Genomic DNA, 16636 nt, shown 5'->3' on the forward strand with positions numbered 1-16636 from the left:
AGGCCACTTAACTGCAGATAATGCCCCTGCCATCCCACAATAAATTTCTGACCACTACCCCTCTACATGAAAATTCTTCTCATCGGCTACGGTAAAATGGGCCAGACCATTGCGGCAGTAGCGGCCCAGCGCGGCCACGAAATTGCCGGCATCGTCGACCTGCACGCCAGCCAGCTGAGCATCACCGACTTCACCCCGGCCACCGTCGATGTCGCCATTGAGTTCACGCATCCCGATTCGGCTTTTGCCAACGTGGCGGCTTGCCTGCGCCAGGGTTTGCCCGTAGTGTGCGGCTCTACCGGCTGGCTCCATCATTTCGATGAAGCCCAGGAATTAACCCAGGAATTGGGCGGCAGCTTGTTCTACGCGTCCAACTACAGCGTGGGCGTAAACCTGTTTTTCCACTTCAACGAGTACATCGCGGCCAAAATGAGCCAGTTTGGCGGCTACGACGTGGCCGTGCGCGAAATTCACCACACCCATAAAATTGACCAGCCCAGCGGCACCGCTATCACCGCGGCCGAAGGCATTCTCCGTCATTTCCCCGCCAAAACCACCTGGCGCAATGCCCCCGCCGAAATCCCCACCGAGTTGGCCATCATCAGCGAGCGCGCCGGTGAGGTAGTGGGCACGCACATCGTGACCTATACTTCGGCCGTGGATACGCTGGAGCTCATGCACGAGGCCCACAACCGCGAAGGCTTTGCGCTGGGTGCGCTGCTGGCCGCCGAGTGGCTGCCCGGCCGCCAGGGCGTGTTTGGAATGAAAGAGTTGCTGGGATTGTAGCCCTGCCAGCAGTGGCGAATACTTTGCCGCCGTTCTGCTGCGTTTCTTTGTTTGATATTCATTGCCAAGCCCAAGCTTGCCGCCCATGTCCTTGCTCAAAACCGACCCCACCACCGCGCCCCAGGCCCCCAAAACGAAAAGCCGCGAGTGGGCTGATTCGCTGATTTTCGCCATCGTGGCGGCCACGCTCATCCGCTGGGCCACGTTTGAGGCCTACACCATTCCCTCGCCCAGCATGGAGAACTCCCTGCTGGTGGGCGATTACCTGTTTGTGAGTAAGCTGCATTACGGCCCCATCACGCCCCAAACGCCGCTGCAGGTGCCCCTCACCCACCAAACCGTGTGGGGCACGGGCCTGAAAAGCTACTCCGAGCTGATTCAGCTGCCCACGTACCGGCTGCCGGGTTTCTCCGAAATCAAGCGCAACGACGTGGTGGTGTTTCACGTGCCGCACGAAACCCAGTTTCCGGCCGACCTGCGCACCAACTACATCAAGCGTTGCGTGGCCGTGGCCGGCGATACCCTCGAAATTCGTGATGGTCAGGTGTTTCTCAACGGCAAACCCGGCGTGACCCCGCCCGGCCTGCAAACCACCTATTTCATGCAGGTGGATAACCCCAACGACGAAGTGCTGGCTGCCCTGCGCTCGCAAGGCGTGGTTGACTACGACCAACCCGGCGGCATGCCCCAGGCCGTGGCCGATGCCGACGGCAAGTTTGGCTACGCCATCAGCTGCACCAAAGCGGCAGCCGACTATTTCCAGAAGCAGCCCTACGTGCGGAGCATCACCGTAATTCAGCCGCCCGTGCAGCTATTCCCCGATGCAGCGGACTTCCGCAACTCCGGGGCCATGAGCGCTACCCCACGCAACTGGAGCCTCGACAATTACGGCGTGTTGCCCATTCCCAAGAAAGGCCAGACCATCACCCTTTCCCCGGCCAATGCCGCCATCTACTTCAAAATCGTGGCCCGCTACGAGCGCAACCTCGGCGTGACCTGGAAAGACGGCATGATTTACCAGAACGGCAAGATGCTCACCAGCTACACCGTGAAGCAGAACTACTACATGATGATGGGCGATAACCGCCACAACTCCGAGGATTCGCGCTTCTGGGGTTTCGTGCCCGAAGACCACGTGGTAGGCAAAGCCGTCCTCATCTGGCTTTCCATCGACCCCAACGCCGACTTCTGGCACAAAATCCGCTGGAGCCGCCTGTTCAGTATCATCCACTAAAGACCGGCCGCCGGTCATTGCGAAGCCGGAGGCCATGGCAAACGAAGTTCAGCGCAGCTAATCTGTCCTGTAAAAGTGACCAAGCTAATATTACAAAAACCCCCAGCACTGCTCAGTACTGGGGGTTTTTATGTTTCAAAAGCGCTTTGTCAGAATGGAAGGCTCGTCGATTTTACGGGACGGATTGCTTCATCGTGCCACCTCGCAATAGCAGAATGCCTACCACTCAATTGGCGTCAGCCCTTTACTCGCCAGCCAGGTATTGGCTTTGCTGAATGGCTTGCTGCCAAAAAAGCCTTTATCAGCGGCAAACGGCGATGGGTGCACGGATTTTATAATGAGGTGCTTCCGCTCGTCAATCAGCTCCGATTTTTTGCCAGCGTAAGCGCCCCAGAGGATAAATACCACGTGCTGGCTTTCTTCCGAAACCTTGCGGATAACGGCATCAGTGAATTCTTCCCAACCCTTTTTTTGATGCGAAGCCGGCTCGGCAGCACGCACGGTGAGCGTGGCATTGAGCAGCAGCACGCCCTGCTGGGCCCAGCGGTCGAGGTTGCCGTTGGATGCGGGCGGCGTGCCAGGAATATCAGCCTGCAACTCCTTGAAAATATTCTGGAGCGAGGGCGGCGTGCGCTGCCCATCCTGCACCGAGAACGACAACCCGTGCGCCTGGCCCCGCCCGTGGTAGGGGTCCTGGCCCAGAATCACCACCTTCACCTGGCCAAACGGCGTGGCTTCGAACGCGTGGAAAATCTGGGAGCCGGCGGGGTAAACAGTGGCCGTGGCGTACTCCCCTTTCACAAAGGCAATTAGCCGCTGAAAATAGGGTTTTTCAAATTCATCGGCGAGCACGGGCTGCCAGCTTTCGGCTATCTTTACCATCGAAGGTTGTTATGAAAATAAACGGGCACTTGCGGCGTTTTATGGCCGCTTTTGCGTAAAACCAATTTTGGCGGGCCGCTGTTATGCCCGCAGCTACGCTTAGCTCCGCCGACTATGCCCACCACCACTACGCAAGGCGTCACCGTTTCGGTTACGACCAACTACCTGCCCGACTACTCCAGCCCCGGCCAGGAGCATTTCGTATTCGCTTACAAAATCGAAATTCGCAACAACAGCGAGTTCACGGTGAAGCTCTTGCGCCGCCACTGGCACATTCACGACGCCAACGGCGTGGTGCGCGAAGTAGAGGGCGAAGGCGTGGTAGGCCGCCAGCCCGTGCTGGAGCCCGGCGAGGCCCACCAGTACGTGAGCGGCTGCAACCTGAAATCAGGAGTAGGCAAAATGCGCGGCACCTACCTCATGGAGCGCTTGGCCAACGGCCAGGAGTTCACAGTCGTAATTCCGGAGTTCACGCTCATGGTGCCCTATCGTTTAAATTAGACTTTAGTTGCTGGTTGTCGGTTGTTAGTTTGTACCGCGGTTGTCGTTTCAGCCTGACAACGGACAACTAACAACCGACAACTATTTTGTTTCAACTACTCGCTTACCTCCGCTTCTGGCTTCGTTCGGGCAATGCCCACGGGTTGCATTCGCCGTTTGTGTTCGGCCTTTACACGTCGGTAGTGCGGCATAGCGGTATTTTCGGGGCTTACGCGGCCATTGAGGCCCGGCGTCAGCAGTTACTGAATAGCGCGGCCAGCATCAGCGTCACGGACTTTGGCGCGGGCTCGCACACCGGCGCGGGGCAGCAGCGCCGCGTGGCCGACATTGCCCGCACGGCGGCCAAACCCCAGCACCTGGCGCAGCTGCTGTTTCGGCTGGTCAATTATTTCCGACCGGCCACCATTCTGGAGTTGGGCACTTCGTTGGGCCTCACCACCGCCTACCTGGCCGCGGCCGATTCGCACCACCGCGTCATCACCCTAGAAGGCTGCCCCAATGTGGCCGCTGTGGCTCGCGAAACTTTTGTTTCGCTGAACCTGAGCAATATTGATATGGTAGAAGGCAACATCGACCAGACGCTGGCCCCTACCCTGGCGGCACTGGGCACGCCCGTCGATTTTGTGTTCTTCGACGGCAACCACCGCTACGAGCCGACGCTGCAGTATTTCGAGCTGTGCCTGGCGCACCGCACCGACGAATCGGTATTCGTGTTCGATGACATCCATTGGTCGACCGATATGGAGCGGGCCTGGGAAGTAATCAAGGCCCATCCCGACGTGCGGCTCACGGTGGACTTGTTCTACATCGGGCTGGTGTTTTTTCGGAAGAATCAACCCAAGCAGCACTTTTCGCTGCGGGTGTAATTAATTTGTAGGTACAAAGACGGTCACTCTACCGCTGTACTAAGTAGTCGCGCACAAGTAACCGTAGTCAACCAAAAAGAACGTCATTCCGAGCTTGCCGAGGAATCTCGCCGGAGTCATCCGCGCCGCCTACTGGCGCGGGCGAGATTCCTCGGCAAGCTCGGAATGACGTTCTTCTTTATCCGGTTACTTATGCGTGGGCACTTAAATCTGATTAGTTGCGCGATAGAGATGCTTCGGCTACGCTCAGCATGACGTGCTTTTCCATAATCCCAATTCCTTACCGCACCGCGTCGCGTACCCGCGTCAGCTTCACCAGCAGCGCTTCGAGTTGGTCGAGCGGCAGCATGTTGGCTCCGTCCGATAGCGCGGTAGCGGGCGTGGGGTGGGTTTCGATGAAGAGGCCATCGGCCCCTACCGCGATGGCGGCTTTGGCGATGGTTTCGATGAGGGCGGGCTGGCCACCGGTGACGCCGCTGGCTTGGTTGGGCTGTTGCAGCGAGTGGGTCACGTCCATCACCACGGGCACTTCGAAGCGGCGCATGGCGGGCAGGTTGCGGAAGTCCACGACCAGCTCAGCATAGCCGAAGGAGTTGCCGCGCTCGGTGAGTATGACGTTGGGGTTGCCGGCCTGACGCACCTTATCCACCGCAAACTCCATGGCCTCACCGCTCAGAAACTGGCCTTTTTTGATGTTGACTACTTTACCGGTTTGGGCGGCGGCAATGAGCAAATCGGTCTGCCGGCATAGAAATGCCGGGATTTGCAGCACGTCCACGTATTCAGCCGCCAGTGCGGCTTCGGTCGATTCGTGGATGTCGGTAACCGTTGGCACCCCGATTTCACGGCCTACTTTCTGCAAAATGCGCAGCGCCGTTTCGTCGCCAATGCCGGTGAAGGAATCGGCCCGCGAGCGGTTGGCCTTGCGGTAGGAACCCTTGAAAATGAAGGGAATCTGCAGCTTATCGGTCATGTGCTTGATGCGCTCGGCAATGCGCAGGGCCATGTCCTCACCTTCGATGACGCAGGGCCCGGCCATGAGGAAAAACTGGCCGGAATTGGTATGGCGGAAATGCGGAAGGGTGTTAGCGAGAGCAGTCAGCATGGGAAGATTATTTCTTTTTTAAACAGATAAACAGCTCCCGCCCCTGGCGGGACCGCAGCGAATTGGTGGCAGTTTCGAAGTGACGAAATTCGAAATACAGCGCGAAATACGCTCGGTATTCTTCCTTGCTGCCACCAAAGGGTGGCTCCTGCACCGGTCCAAAATCGGTATCGAACAACAGACCCATAAGAGTACCACCGGGCCGCAGCAGGGCGGCGCACTGCCGGGCATACGCCGGACGCAGGGCGGGATTGAGGGCGCAGAAAAAGGTCTGCTCCACAATTAAATCAAACGGTGGGTCGTTGGGCAGGGCAAAGAAATCGGCCAACAAGAGGTGGTCGGCCGGAAAATCAGGCACGCGGGCGGCCAAAGCAGCCAGGGCTTCAGGCGCGATATCAGCTACGAAAACCTGCTGAAAACCCCGTTTGTGCAGGTATTCGGCTTCGTAGGCCCGGCCGGCCCCGGGAATGAGGATGCGCGGCTGGTGGGCTACGTCGAGTTGGTCGAAATAGGCGCGTAGTGGTGGCGTTATGGTGTGGGTATCCCAACCGTCGCGGCCGGTGGCGTAACGGCCTTGCCAGTAGGCACTATCGAAGGCGGCAAGAACCGTTTCCATTTGCTTGAAGTATAGAATAAACTTGCCAGGGCACCAAATTCCCCTATTTTTACGCCAAAGGTACGCGTTGCGTAGCGGCACGAACCCCGAAATTACTTCTGTTTCTTTCGATTAAACATTCCCCTATGGACCCCAACGAAACCCCCGAACCCCGCTCCAATAATAGCCGCGTCCTGCTTTGGGTAGCCCTCGTACTTGTGCTCTTAGGCATCAACGGCGTCTTATTTTACCTGAATCAGCAGAAAGGCCAGAAGAACGAGGCGCTGACCACCGAGGTACAAGCCAAAGACGGCAAGCTGCAGGAACAGATTAAGCAATACGAAGCCCTGAAAGCCGATTTCGAGCGCCAAAGCCAGGAGCTGCAAGCCCTGGGCCTGAGCAACGACTCACTCGAATCGAAGATTGCCAGCGTCAATTCCGACCTGCTCAAGCTGCGTTCTTTCAAAGCGGGCAGCTTCTCCATCTCCCAGCAGAACCTGTTTAAGCAGCGCGCCCAGAACCTGGAGGGCCAGCTGCGGAAGAAGGATGACGACATTGCCCAGCTCAAGAAGGACAACGAAACGCTCTACACCGAAACCAGCACGCTGAAAGAGAAGCAGAACAAGCTGACGGACACCATCAGCACCATTGCCCGCACCAACCGCGAGCTGACCGACAAGGTAACGGTGGCCTCGCACCTGCAGGCCGACAACATCAAAATAGCCATCATCACCTCCAAGAATAAGGAGAAGGTCGACGACAAAGAGGAGTTCAAAGCCAAGCGCGTGGAGAAGGTGAAAATCACCGCCAACCTGGCCCGCAACGACGTTTCCCCGAAGGAAACCAAAGCCATTTACCTCCGCATTCTGGAGCCCGATGGCGCGGCCCTCTACAACCTGAGCACCGGCGGCGGCACCTTCACCGTGGATGGCCAGGAGGCTTTCTACACCCAGAAGCAGGACGTGGTGTACGACAACACGCGGCAGAAAATGGAATTCATCTACGCCAAAGGCGCCGAGTACAAGAAGGGCCTGCACACGGTGGAGCTGTACGAAAGCGGCCAGTTGATGGGCAAAACGACGTTCACGCTCAAGTAGACCACGGATTCATCGGATTATACAGCCGATTACTATTCGCCGTAAGAACAAAAAAGGCTTGCCAGTTGGCAAGCCTTTTTTGATGATACTCCGCCGGTTGATATTCGCCCACGAAATCCGATAAATCCGTGGTTCAGACAAGCTTCTCGAAATCCTCCAGCTGCGCCAGCACGGCAGCGATATTCTCCGCAAACATCGTGATGACGGCCCCTTTAGGTGCCGTTTTCAGTACGTGGCTCACGGCGTCGGGCTCATGCTCGATATAGGTTATTTTGAGGTCGGGCTTGTCGAGGCGCAGGCCGCGCTCCATAATTTCCCGGAGGAATTCGGCCGATTTGCCGCGCAGGTCGCGGTCCTGGCGCAAAATGACCTCGTCGAAAATGCGGCCGGCAATGCGGGCGAAGCCCAGCGTATCCTCGTCGCGGCGGTCGCCCAGGCCCGACACCACGCCGATTTTGTGCGTGGCCGGCGTGGCATCCATAAACTCGGCGAATTTGGTGATGCCCGCCGTGTTGTGGGCGTAATCCACGATGACCTCGAACTTCGGAAATTTGAAGGAGTTCATCCGGCCCGGCGTTTTCGTACCCGAGGGCACGAAGGTGCGGAAAGCGGTTTTAATGTCATCCTTATTGAACCCGGCCAGAAAACCGGCCAGGCCTGCCGCCAGGCAGTTCTCAATGTTAAAGCCCGCCCGGCCCTCAAACGTGACCGGAAACTCGGCCGCCCGGTCGATGCGCTCCTTGTAGCTGTTGCGGTAAATCGTGACGTAGCCTTCCTCGTACACGGCCGCTACGCCGCCGGCCTCCACGTGCTCCTGAATGCGCGGGCTGTTCTCATTCATGCTGAACAGGGCCACCTGGCAGTCCACGGTACGGGCCATGGCGTACACCAAGTCGTCGTCGGCATTGAGCACGGCCCAGCCGCTTTTGCGCACCGTGCGGGGCAATACGCCCTTCACGGCGGCCATTTCCTCCACGGTGTAGATGTCGCGCATGCCCAGGTGGTCGGCGGCCACGTTGGTCACCACCGCAATGTCGCAGGTGTGGAAACCCAGGCCCGAGCGCAGCATGCCGCCACGCGCCGTTTCGAGCACGGCGTAGTTCACGGTCGGGTCTTTCAGTACGAACTCGGCGCTCTGGCCGCCGGTGCAGTCGCCCGTTTGCAGCTGCACGCCCTGGATGTAAATGCCATCGGTGGTGGTGAAGCCTACTTTGTACCCCTTACTGGCCACGAGGTGGGCAATGAGGCGGGTGGTCGTGGTCTTGCCATTCGTGCCGGTCACGGCGATAATCGGAATGCGAGCCGTGCTGCCGCGCGGGAAGAGCATGTCTACCACCGGCGCGGCCACGTTGCGCGGCAGGCCCTCGGTGGGCGCGATGTGCATCCGGAAGCCGGGCGCGGCATTCACTTCAATCACAGCCCCGCGGCTTTCATTCAGCGGAATGGAAATATCGGTCGCCATCAAGTCAATGCCGCAGATATCGAGGCCCACGATGCCCGCGGCGCGCTCGGCCATCAGCACGTTGTAGGGGTGCATCTGGTCAGTCACGTCGGTGGCGGTACCGCCGGTGCTGATGTTGGCGGTGCTCTTTAGGTACAGCGTTTCCTTGGCCGGCAGCACCGATTTCATCGTCAGGCCGCGGCCTTTGAGGATATCCAGCGTGTGTTTGTCGACCTTAATACTGGTGAGAACTTTCTCGTGGCCAATGCCGCGGCGTGGGTCCTCGTTTACTTTGGCAATGAGTTGCTGGATGGTGCTCTTGCCGTCGCCCACCACGGCGGCGGGCGTGCGCTTAGCGGCCGCAATCAGCTTGCCGTTCACCACCAGCAGGCGGAAATCAAATCCTTCAATAAACTGCTCCACAATCACGGCGCGGGAATACTCCTGCGCGGCTTTTAGGCCCGCAACGGCATCCTTCCAGTTCATGATGCGAATGGTTGCCCCTTTGCCGTGGTTGCCGTTGAGCGGCTTGGTCACGATGGGAAAGCCCAACTCATCGATGGCATCGCGCAGGCCGGCCTCTGAGTATACGGTGGTGCCGCGGGGCACGGGCACGCCCGAATCGTGCAGCATGGCCTTGGTCCGGTTCTTATTACCCGCTACCTCCACCCCGGCGTGCGAGGTGAGGTTGGTGGTAGTGGCCCAGATACGGCGCTGGTTCACGCCGTAGCCCAACTGAATGATGTTGGTATTCTTGAGCTGGATGTAAGGAATATTGCGCGAAGCAGCCTCGGCTACGATGCTGTAGGTGCTCGGCCCAAAGAATTCGTCTTCCCGGATTTCGTGCAGCTCGGTGATAACGGTCTTCAAATCCACCTTTTCCTTGCGGCACAGCGCTTCTACAATCTCCACGGCAGCCTCGGCGGCACGACGGCCGGCGCGCTCCTCCTGGTAAGCAAATACTACGTAATCCACGCCGTCTTCACGGGCAGGGTAGCTTTTGCCCCAAAACACGGGCATGGCGGCCTGGCGCTGCAGCTCCAGCGCCACGTGCTGGATAACGTGGCCCAGCGGCTCGCCGTCGTTGAGTTGCTCCAGACCCAAGGGCGGGCGCTTAGCGGCCTGCTTGCCACTCATCCCCCCCGGCTGCACGGTCCCGATGTTGGGAAATAACTTCATCAAGCGGCCAGCAAATCCGGGAATGGCATTCGACCACTGGCCGGCAAATTCCTGTAAGTCTACTTTGGCAACAATGAGTTTGTGGTGTTTAACAGACCAATAACTCGGCCCGCGCATGGTGCGGAGGTCAACAATTTTCATAAAGGACGGGTGGTAATGGAGACGCGTTCAGCCGCTAGCACGGGCCGGGGCCCAGCTTGGTTACGAAATGTAGGCATAACATGGCCTAAAACCCGCAAATCGACATTTATAGCGCAAAGAAAGCCCCGCCGGCCAATTGGCCAGCGGGGCTTTCTTCATCTAATCAGAGGTGACGGGCGGATTCGAACCGCCGTAGGAGGTTTTGCAGACCTCTACCTAGCCACTCGGTCACGTCACCAGTAGTGGTCTTTGAGAGCGCAAAGGTAAGCAGCCCGGTTGGCCCAGGCAAGGTTTCGGGCACAAAAAAAGCCCCGGCGCACGCGTCGGGGCTTTTTTCATTCTCCGAAAGAGCTAAGCACTAGGCTTTGGCTTCGTCGTCCTTCTTATCGGCAGCAGCGTCGTCACTACCACCAACCAAGCCTTTGGCTTTCTCAACCAAGTCGTCGGCTACTTCCGAAGCCTTGGTGAAGGCTTCCGAGTGGGTTACGGCGTCCACAGCGTCGGCGGCAGCGTGCTTCACTTTGTCAAAGGTTTCGTTTTGCGAAACAACTTCGGCAGCGTCAGCAGCGACTTCCTTCACCTTGTCTAATGCTGCCGAAGCAGCACCGGCGATACCGGCCAGCAGGCCATCTTCCTCAGCGGCTGGGGCAGCTTCGGCGGCGGGAGCGTCGGCTTTGGCAGCTTTGGCCTTAGGAGCCTTGGCAGCAGGAGCTTCAGCAGCCTCGTCGGCAGCATCAGTCGCGTCGGCGGGCTTGGCAGCAGCAGCTTTCAGCTTCTGCTCGCCAGCCTTGCGCTCGTTGCCCATCATCTGGTCGCGCAGGGCGCTCAGGGCGTCGAGGTCACCGAGGGTCGACTTCTCTTCCGTCTTCTTCAGGTCGCTGATTTTGCCTTCACCTTGGGGCTCACCGCCTTTGGCATTGGTTTTCTTCTTGAACTTGGAGTTGCGGTTGTCGTCCTCAGCAGCGGCTTCTTTGTTAAAGATGGCCGTGTGCGAGAGCACGATGCGACGGTCGTCTTTCGAGAACTCGGTCACGCGGAAGTCCAGCGCTTCGCCGTTTTCAGCGTTCGAGCCGTCCTCTTTCACCAACGATTTGGGGTAAGCGAAGCCCTCGATGCCGTACGGCAACTCGAGAACAGCGCCACGCTCCGATTTCTCGGTGATGGTAGCACGGTGCACCGAGCCGGGAGTGAACACCGACTGGAACGTGTCCCAGGGGTTTTCTTCCAGCTGCTTGTGGCCCAGGGCCAGGCGACGAGCGCCGAGGTCCATTTCCAGTACTACTACGTCGAGACGGTCGCCCACCTTCACCATTTCTGATGGGTGCTTGATTTTCTTGGTCCACGACAGGTCCGATACGTGCACGAGGCCGTCTACACCCTCTTCCAGCTCTACGAACAGGCCGAAGTTGGTCAGGTTACGCACGAGGCCGTTGTGCTTGGTGCCCACGGCGTACTTGTCGCCGAAGTCGCCACGCGTCCACGGGTCTTCGGTCAGTTGCTTGATGCCGAGGCTCATCTTGCGGTCTTCGCGGTCGAGCGTCAGAATCTGCGCTTCTACCGTGTCGCCCTGCTTGATGAAGTCCTGCGGGTTGCGCAGGTGCTGGCTCCAGCTCATTTCCGAAACGTGGATGAGGCCTTCTACGCCCGGTACCACTTCCATGAAAGCGCCGTAGTCGGCCACGTTCACGATGCGGCCCGATACTTTCGAACCCGGCTGCAGGTCGGCGGGCAGCGAATCCCATGGGTGGGGAGTCAGCTGCTTCAAGCCCAGCGAAATACGCTTCTTGGCTTCGTCGAAGTCCAATACTACGATGTTCAGCTTCTGGTCCAACTGGAGTACTTCGCTCGGGTGAGCGATGCGGCCCCACGAAATGTCCGTGATGTGCAGCAGACCATCGACACCGCCGAGGTCGATGAACACGCCGAAGTTGGTCATGTTCTTGATGTTGCCTTCCAGAATCTGGCCTTTCTCCAGGTTGTTCAGGATGGCCTCACGCTGCTTCTCGAGGTCTTTCTCGATGAGTACTTTGTGCGAAACCACCACGTTGTCGAAAGCGGAGTTGATTTTCACCACTTTCACTTCCATGCGACGGCCGACATAAATGTCGAAGTCGCGGATGGGCTTCACGTCGATTTGCGAGCCGGGCAGGAAGGCTTCCACGCCGTCGAGCTCCATGATGAGGCCGCCTTTGGTGCGGCGCTTCACTACACCTTCGAGGATGGTATCCAACTCGAGGGCATCGTAAATGGCCTTCCAGGCCTGCTTGATTTTAGCTTTCTTACGGCTCAGGATGAGCTGGCCGTTTGCGTCTTCCTGGTCTTCGATGAACACCTCTACCTCGTCGCCGATTTTCAAATCGGGCAGGTCGCGGAATTCGGTAATCGACACCAGACCATCGGATTTGAAGCCGATGTTCAAGATTACATCGCGGTCGGTGATGCCGACTACGGTGCCCTTCACTACTTCTTCTTCCTGGACAGTCGTCAGCGTGTCGCCGTACATCTGCTCCATCTCGGCGCGCTGGTCAGCCGAGTAGTTTCCACCAAAACCGGTGGCTCCGACATTATCCCAGTCGAAATCGTCAATCAAATCTGCCATAAATAGCTGTTGGGCACCGCTTAGATAAACGAAAAGGCCGATGCCCGAGCCAATTCGCGGTTCTTATTGAACACCTTGCCGTTAGTTAGCAAGGCCCGCCACCCTGGCGGGGCCGCAAAGGTACAGGTTTTGGGGCGGTTCTGCTAATGTTTGCCGGTACACAACTCGTAGGTCCTTATGCCAATTATAATTAGCAGAAAGGGCAATAGAATAGTGAGGATAGCACCCAGGCAGTAGATTGACCATGTCAATTTTGTATCTCCGTTTTAGAAATCTGTGTCCAGACACGTAACGACGAAAAAGCCCCCGACAGCAACAGGCGTAGCGAACCCCGCACAAAGCCACTCCGATACGTTGCCTCCTTGCTTGACATCATCTTTCGCATCAGCAAATGTCTGTACTCCCCAGTATGCTTGGAATAGCCAAGCCGAGACCAGAACCGGAGCAATAAGCGAGATGATGGTCGGGGTCAGACCAAACATTGCCAAGGCTATATATCAAGCAGTAACGGACTTGCTTCTGCTGAAATCGTCGCAACCTACTCGCTTATTGTCGCAACCCACAATCTTACCCTTGAGCCGAACAACCTAACCCACTGGCAAAGAGTAAAGCAGGAACTCAATTCACAAAAAAAATCTTTCGCATGGCCCATATCAATGCTGGCAACGACGCAGCCGGACATCCGGTTAATATTTTTTACGAAGATTGGGGCCAGGGTGCGCCGGTAGTGCTTATCCACGGCTGGCCGCTCGACCACACCATGTGGGAGCACCAGGCGGTGGCGCTGGCCAAGGCGGGTAAGCGCGTGATTGCTTATGACCGGCGCGGTTTTGGCCGGTCGTCGCGCCCCTGGGGCGGCTACGATTACGACACGCTGGCCGCCGACCTGAACGCTTTGCTGACGGAACTGGACCTGACTGGCGTGACGCTGGTGGGCTTCTCGATGGGCGGCGGCGAAATTGCCCGCTACATCGGCAACTACGGGCAGGCCCGGCTGGCCCGGGTAGCGTTTGTGAGCGCCGTGCCGCCCTACATGCTCCAGACCAGCGATAACCCCGACGGCGTACCGCAAAAGGTGTTCGATGGCATGCACGAAGGCATCGTCAAAGACCGTTTTGCCTTCCTGGAGAGCTTCTCTAAGGACTTCTACGGCCAGAGCATGATTAGCCATCCCGTTAGCCAAGCCGTGCTGAACTGGAACCAGACGGTGACGTCGCTGGCAGCGCCCAACGCTACCGATGACTGCGTAACCTCATTTTCGAGCACCGATTTCCGCGACGATTTGAAGAAGGTAACGGTACCCACGCTGGTAATTCACGGCGACAAGGACCAGACCGTGCCGTTTCCTGTGAGTGGTGAGCGCACCGCCAAAATGGTAGCTGGTGCCGAGCTTAAAGTATATGAGGGTGCCCCTCATGGCCTATTCTTCACCGAAAAGGACAAGCTGACCAAGGATTTGCTGACATTTATCGGGCACTAAGTCCTCGTTTAGTAAGCACAAAAAGCCTCGTTGCATTTGCATCGGGGCTTTTTGCTGTCGTTTATCTAGTTTATTTAGGAGCCCGTGGGCTCTTACTGTGCTGGGCCCGCCTAATGAGATTTGGCTTCAGCTTACCGAGGCTACCGGCCAGCAAAAATTTATACCTACTGCATGAGCGTTGCTTCCTCCCTATCCAAATTGGCTTTCTGCCGACGGCTGGCCCGCACTCCCGGCTCTTTTCTGCGCTTAGTACTGCACAGCAAAGCAGCAGCCAAGCGGGGTGTGGCCCTTGCGACAGCCCCAGATACCGAGCCGGTTGAGTACCTTCTGAACCTAGCCAATGCGCCGAATGGCACGGCGCTGCGCACCTACGCCGGCGATTTGAGCATTTTGTACGAAATCTTCTGGCAGCAATCTTACCGTTTGCCGCAGCTGCGGGCCAATTCGTTTCACACGGTGGTGGACGTCGGGGCCAATGTGGGCTTGGCCGCGTTGTTCTTTCTGGAAAAATTTTCGGCTTCCCGGCTTATCTGTGTCGAGCCGGAGCCGGCCAATTTCCAGCTACTGCAACACAACCTGCGCGGCACGGCCGCCGTGACGCTACAAGCGGCGCTGAGTGCAACCGATGGCGTGGTGAAGATTAATTCCAGTCCGTTGGCCTACAACGCCAAAGTCAGTGCCGAAACCGGCACCACCGAAGTGCCAGCAGTGTCCATGCCCACCCTGCTGCAATCGCAGGGCTTGGTTTGGGTCGATTTGCTGAAAATTGACATCGAAGATTACGAACAGCAGGTTTTTGCCGGGCCTACCGACTGGCTGGCGCGAGTGGGTGTGCTACTCATCGAAATTCATTCGCCGGCCAGCCAAGTCGCGGTGCGGCGAGCGGTGCAGGCACACGGCTTTTCCTGGGAACAAGCAGCGGGCAAACAGCCAGACCTGGGGTTGTTCGTAGCCCGAAATCCGCACAGTCCGCCAGCTTAGTTAAAGCAAAAGACCTCCTACCAGCCAATTATAGCCCGTAGGAGGTCTTTTATATCCTGCCTCAGAACAGCGCAGTGTTAGGCCGCGCGGCCCATCTGACGCAGGTAGCCCACGTGCGAAGCAATGGCCGAGCGGGTGCGGGCGTAGTTGTTGTATTTCACGTCGAACTCATCGCACACTTGCTGCACGATTTTGCTGATGGCGGGGTAATGCACGTGCGAAATCTTGGGAAACAGATGGTGCTCAATCTGGAAGTTGAGGCCGCCTACCAACCAGCTAACCAATTTATTGTCGGTAGCGAAGTTAGCAGTGGTACGCACCTGGTGGATTGCCCACTCATCTTCCAACTTGCCAGTGATGGCGTGGGGCACGGGGAAGGCAGCATCCTCTACGGTATGAGCTAACTGGAACACCATGCTAAGGACCAAGCCAGCTACAGCCGTACTCAGCATAAAGCCGGCAAACCACGGCAGGAAACCAACCATGTAGATAGGCAGCGCCACATAAAGCAAGAGGTTAAGCACTTTGAAGCCCCAGAAGCTGACGTGCTCGCTGGCGTTCATCGGCTTGAGGCCAATGGCCCCAATTTGACGCGTAAAATACTTCTGGTAGTCCATGGCGAAAATCCAGGACGTGTAAAGCATGCAGTAGAGCGCCCAGAAATAGAAGTGCTGGTAGCGATGCAGCGGGTGCTTGGGCTGGTCGGGCGTCATACGCATCCAAGGCTGGATGTTGATGTCGTCGTCGTGGCCCTCAATGTTGGTGTAGGTGTGGTGGATGAGGTTGTGCTTGGAGTTCCACATGTAGGGGCTGCCGCCGAGCACGCCCAGCGTGTAGGCCGCAATGCGGTTCATCCAGGGATAGCGCGAGAAGCTGCCATGCGCCCCGTCGTGCATCACGTTGAAGCCAATGGCGGCGATAACGCAGCCCAGCAACGCGCATTCGAGCAGCGCCCAGCCGGTAGCCGGCGTAAAAAACACGAGGTGCACGTAGAGTGCGACCATGATGCTCACCAACAATATTGCTTTAAAAAGCAGGCTGAAATCACCCGTCATCGGCCGACCGGACTCCTCAAAATATTGATTTATCCGGGTTTTTAGCTCGGTGTGAAACGAGCGGGTAGCTGCGAATTTGGGTAAGGCCATGGGCGGGATGCTGGTTGATAAAGTACAAATGTACTTCCGCCCAACCCGGACCGACCGAACTTAGTTTAGATACGCGTGCCAGTTTTGGTCAATTGTGCCCGCCGAAAGCTTGAGAAAGCCGGCCAAAGTGGGCTTTTTAGGCAACTGCCGAATGGTCAGGCCCGCCTCGTTGGGCGTGTGGTGGCCCTTGGCATGGTTGCAGCGGGCGCAGGCCGTGAGCAGGTTGGTCCACGAAGATTCTCCGCCGCGGGAACGGGGCACTACGTGGTCAAGCGTCAGGTTTTTGGGCGAGCCGCAGTACTGGCACTCGAAATGGTCGCGCTTGAAGATGTTGTGGCGGCTCAGGGCAATGCCTTTGTAGGGCACGCGCACGTAGCGTTGTAAGCGGATAATACTCGGCTTGGGGTAAGCGTGCGAAACGGTGCGCAGGGTACCGTGCTCCGATTTGGCTACCATCTCCGCTTTATCCAGAAACAGGAGCACAAACGCTTTTTGCACGCTGCACAGGGTGATGGCGGTATAGTCGCCATTCAGCACTAACACTTTTTGGTCCATACACGCTTGGGGGTTCGGATAACCCGCCGAAAGCTAGCGGTTTCCAAAC

13 protein-coding genes, 1 tRNA gene and 1 pseudogene are annotated in these 16636 nt (G+C 57.7%); 7 read left to right on the forward strand and 8 right to left on the reverse strand.

Annotated features, from left to right (window positions below; all coding sequences use genetic code 11):
• Positions 1-66 precede the first annotated feature (66 nt).
• Complete coding sequence (gene dapB, locus IEW17_RS00450) at positions 67-786, forward strand: 4-hydroxy-tetrahydrodipicolinate reductase (protein WP_188560036.1); 720 nt, start codon at positions 67-69, stop codon at positions 784-786.
• Between the two features lie 85 nt (positions 787-871).
• The gene (gene lepB, locus IEW17_RS00455) at positions 872-2020 is read left to right on the forward strand and encodes a signal peptidase I (RefSeq protein WP_188560037.1); all 1149 of its coding nucleotides are present in this window, start codon (positions 872-874) and stop codon (positions 2018-2020) included.
• A 219-nt stretch (positions 2021-2239) separates the two neighbouring features.
• On the opposite strand, the gene IEW17_RS00460 is transcribed toward lepB, so the two are convergent.
• On the reverse strand, positions 2240-2902 hold the full coding sequence (locus IEW17_RS00460; RefSeq protein ID WP_188560038.1) for a uracil-DNA glycosylase: 663 nt from the start codon (positions 2900-2902) through the stop codon (positions 2240-2242).
• A 114-nt stretch (positions 2903-3016) separates the two neighbouring features.
• Here IEW17_RS00460 and apaG point away from each other — a divergent pair, with 114 nt between their 5' ends.
• The gene (gene apaG, locus IEW17_RS00465) at positions 3017-3403 is read left to right on the forward strand and encodes a Co2+/Mg2+ efflux facilitator ApaG/CorD (RefSeq protein WP_188560039.1); all 387 of its coding nucleotides are present in this window, start codon (positions 3017-3019) and stop codon (positions 3401-3403) included.
• A gap of 86 nt (positions 3404-3489) precedes the next feature.
• Complete coding sequence (locus tag IEW17_RS00470) at positions 3490-4269, forward strand: O-methyltransferase (protein ID WP_308420579.1); 780 nt, start codon at positions 3490-3492, stop codon at positions 4267-4269.
• Positions 4270-4549: 280 nt separating this feature from the next.
• On the opposite strand, the gene kdsA is transcribed toward IEW17_RS00470, so the two are convergent.
• Together kdsA and IEW17_RS00480 are read right to left on the reverse strand one after the other, a co-directional pair.
• The gene (gene kdsA, locus IEW17_RS00475) at positions 4550-5374 is read right to left on the reverse strand and encodes a 3-deoxy-8-phosphooctulonate synthase (RefSeq protein WP_188560040.1); all 825 of its coding nucleotides are present in this window, start codon (positions 5372-5374) and stop codon (positions 4550-4552) included.
• Between the two features lie 7 nt (positions 5375-5381).
• Positions 5382-5990, reverse strand: a complete 609-nt coding sequence (locus tag IEW17_RS00480) for a methyltransferase domain-containing protein (RefSeq protein ID WP_188560041.1) — start codon at positions 5988-5990, stop codon at positions 5382-5384.
• A 125-nt stretch (positions 5991-6115) separates the two neighbouring features.
• Between IEW17_RS00480 and IEW17_RS00485 the strand changes: the two genes are divergently transcribed.
• Entirely contained in the window at positions 6116-7066 is a 951-nt protein-coding gene (locus IEW17_RS00485) for a DUF8428 domain-containing protein (protein ID WP_188560042.1), read from the forward strand.
• Positions 7067-7199: 133 nt separating this feature from the next.
• Here IEW17_RS00485 and cphA read toward each other — a convergent pair whose 3' ends face one another.
• From cphA to rpsA, 3 genes and pseudogenes are all read right to left on the reverse strand, one after another.
• A complete protein-coding gene (gene cphA / locus IEW17_RS00490) occupies positions 7200-9827 on the reverse strand; it encodes a cyanophycin synthetase (protein ID WP_188560043.1) in 2628 nt (875 codons plus the stop codon).
• Between the two features lie 167 nt (positions 9828-9994).
• Positions 9995-10065: transfer RNA gene (locus IEW17_RS00495), tRNA-Cys, on the reverse strand.
• Between the two features lie 555 nt (positions 10066-10620).
• A pseudogene (gene rpsA / locus IEW17_RS00500) lies at positions 10621-12426 on the reverse strand (30S ribosomal protein S1); the annotation flags it as partial.
• A 643-nt stretch (positions 12427-13069) separates the two neighbouring features.
• Between rpsA and IEW17_RS00505 the strand changes: the two are divergent.
• Both IEW17_RS00505 and IEW17_RS00510 read left to right on the forward strand, forming a co-directional pair.
• Positions 13070-13906: an alpha/beta fold hydrolase gene (locus IEW17_RS00505; protein ID WP_188560044.1), complete on the forward strand. Its 837-nt coding sequence runs from the start codon at positions 13070-13072 to the stop codon at positions 13904-13906.
• Between the two features lie 198 nt (positions 13907-14104).
• Positions 14105-14887 carry an FkbM family methyltransferase gene (locus tag IEW17_RS00510; RefSeq protein WP_229748694.1) on the forward strand — a complete coding sequence of 261 codons (783 nt, stop codon included), beginning with the start codon at positions 14105-14107 and terminating at the stop codon, positions 14885-14887.
• Positions 14888-14964: 77 nt separating this feature from the next.
• On the opposite strand, the gene IEW17_RS00515 is transcribed toward IEW17_RS00510, so the two are convergent.
• Positions 14965-16032, reverse strand: coding sequence for a fatty acid desaturase family protein (locus tag IEW17_RS00515; RefSeq protein ID WP_188560046.1), 1068 nt, complete (start codon positions 16030-16032; stop codon positions 14965-14967).
• Positions 16033-16092: 60 nt separating this feature from the next.
• Entirely contained in the window at positions 16093-16587 is a 495-nt protein-coding gene (locus tag IEW17_RS00520; protein ID WP_188560047.1) for an HNH endonuclease, read from the reverse strand.
• Positions 16588-16636: the final 49 nt, after the last annotated feature.

The sequence above is a fragment of the Hymenobacter frigidus genome (genome assembly GCF_014640435.1).
Lineage (GTDB): Bacteria > Bacteroidota > Bacteroidia > Cytophagales > Hymenobacteraceae > Hymenobacter > Hymenobacter frigidus.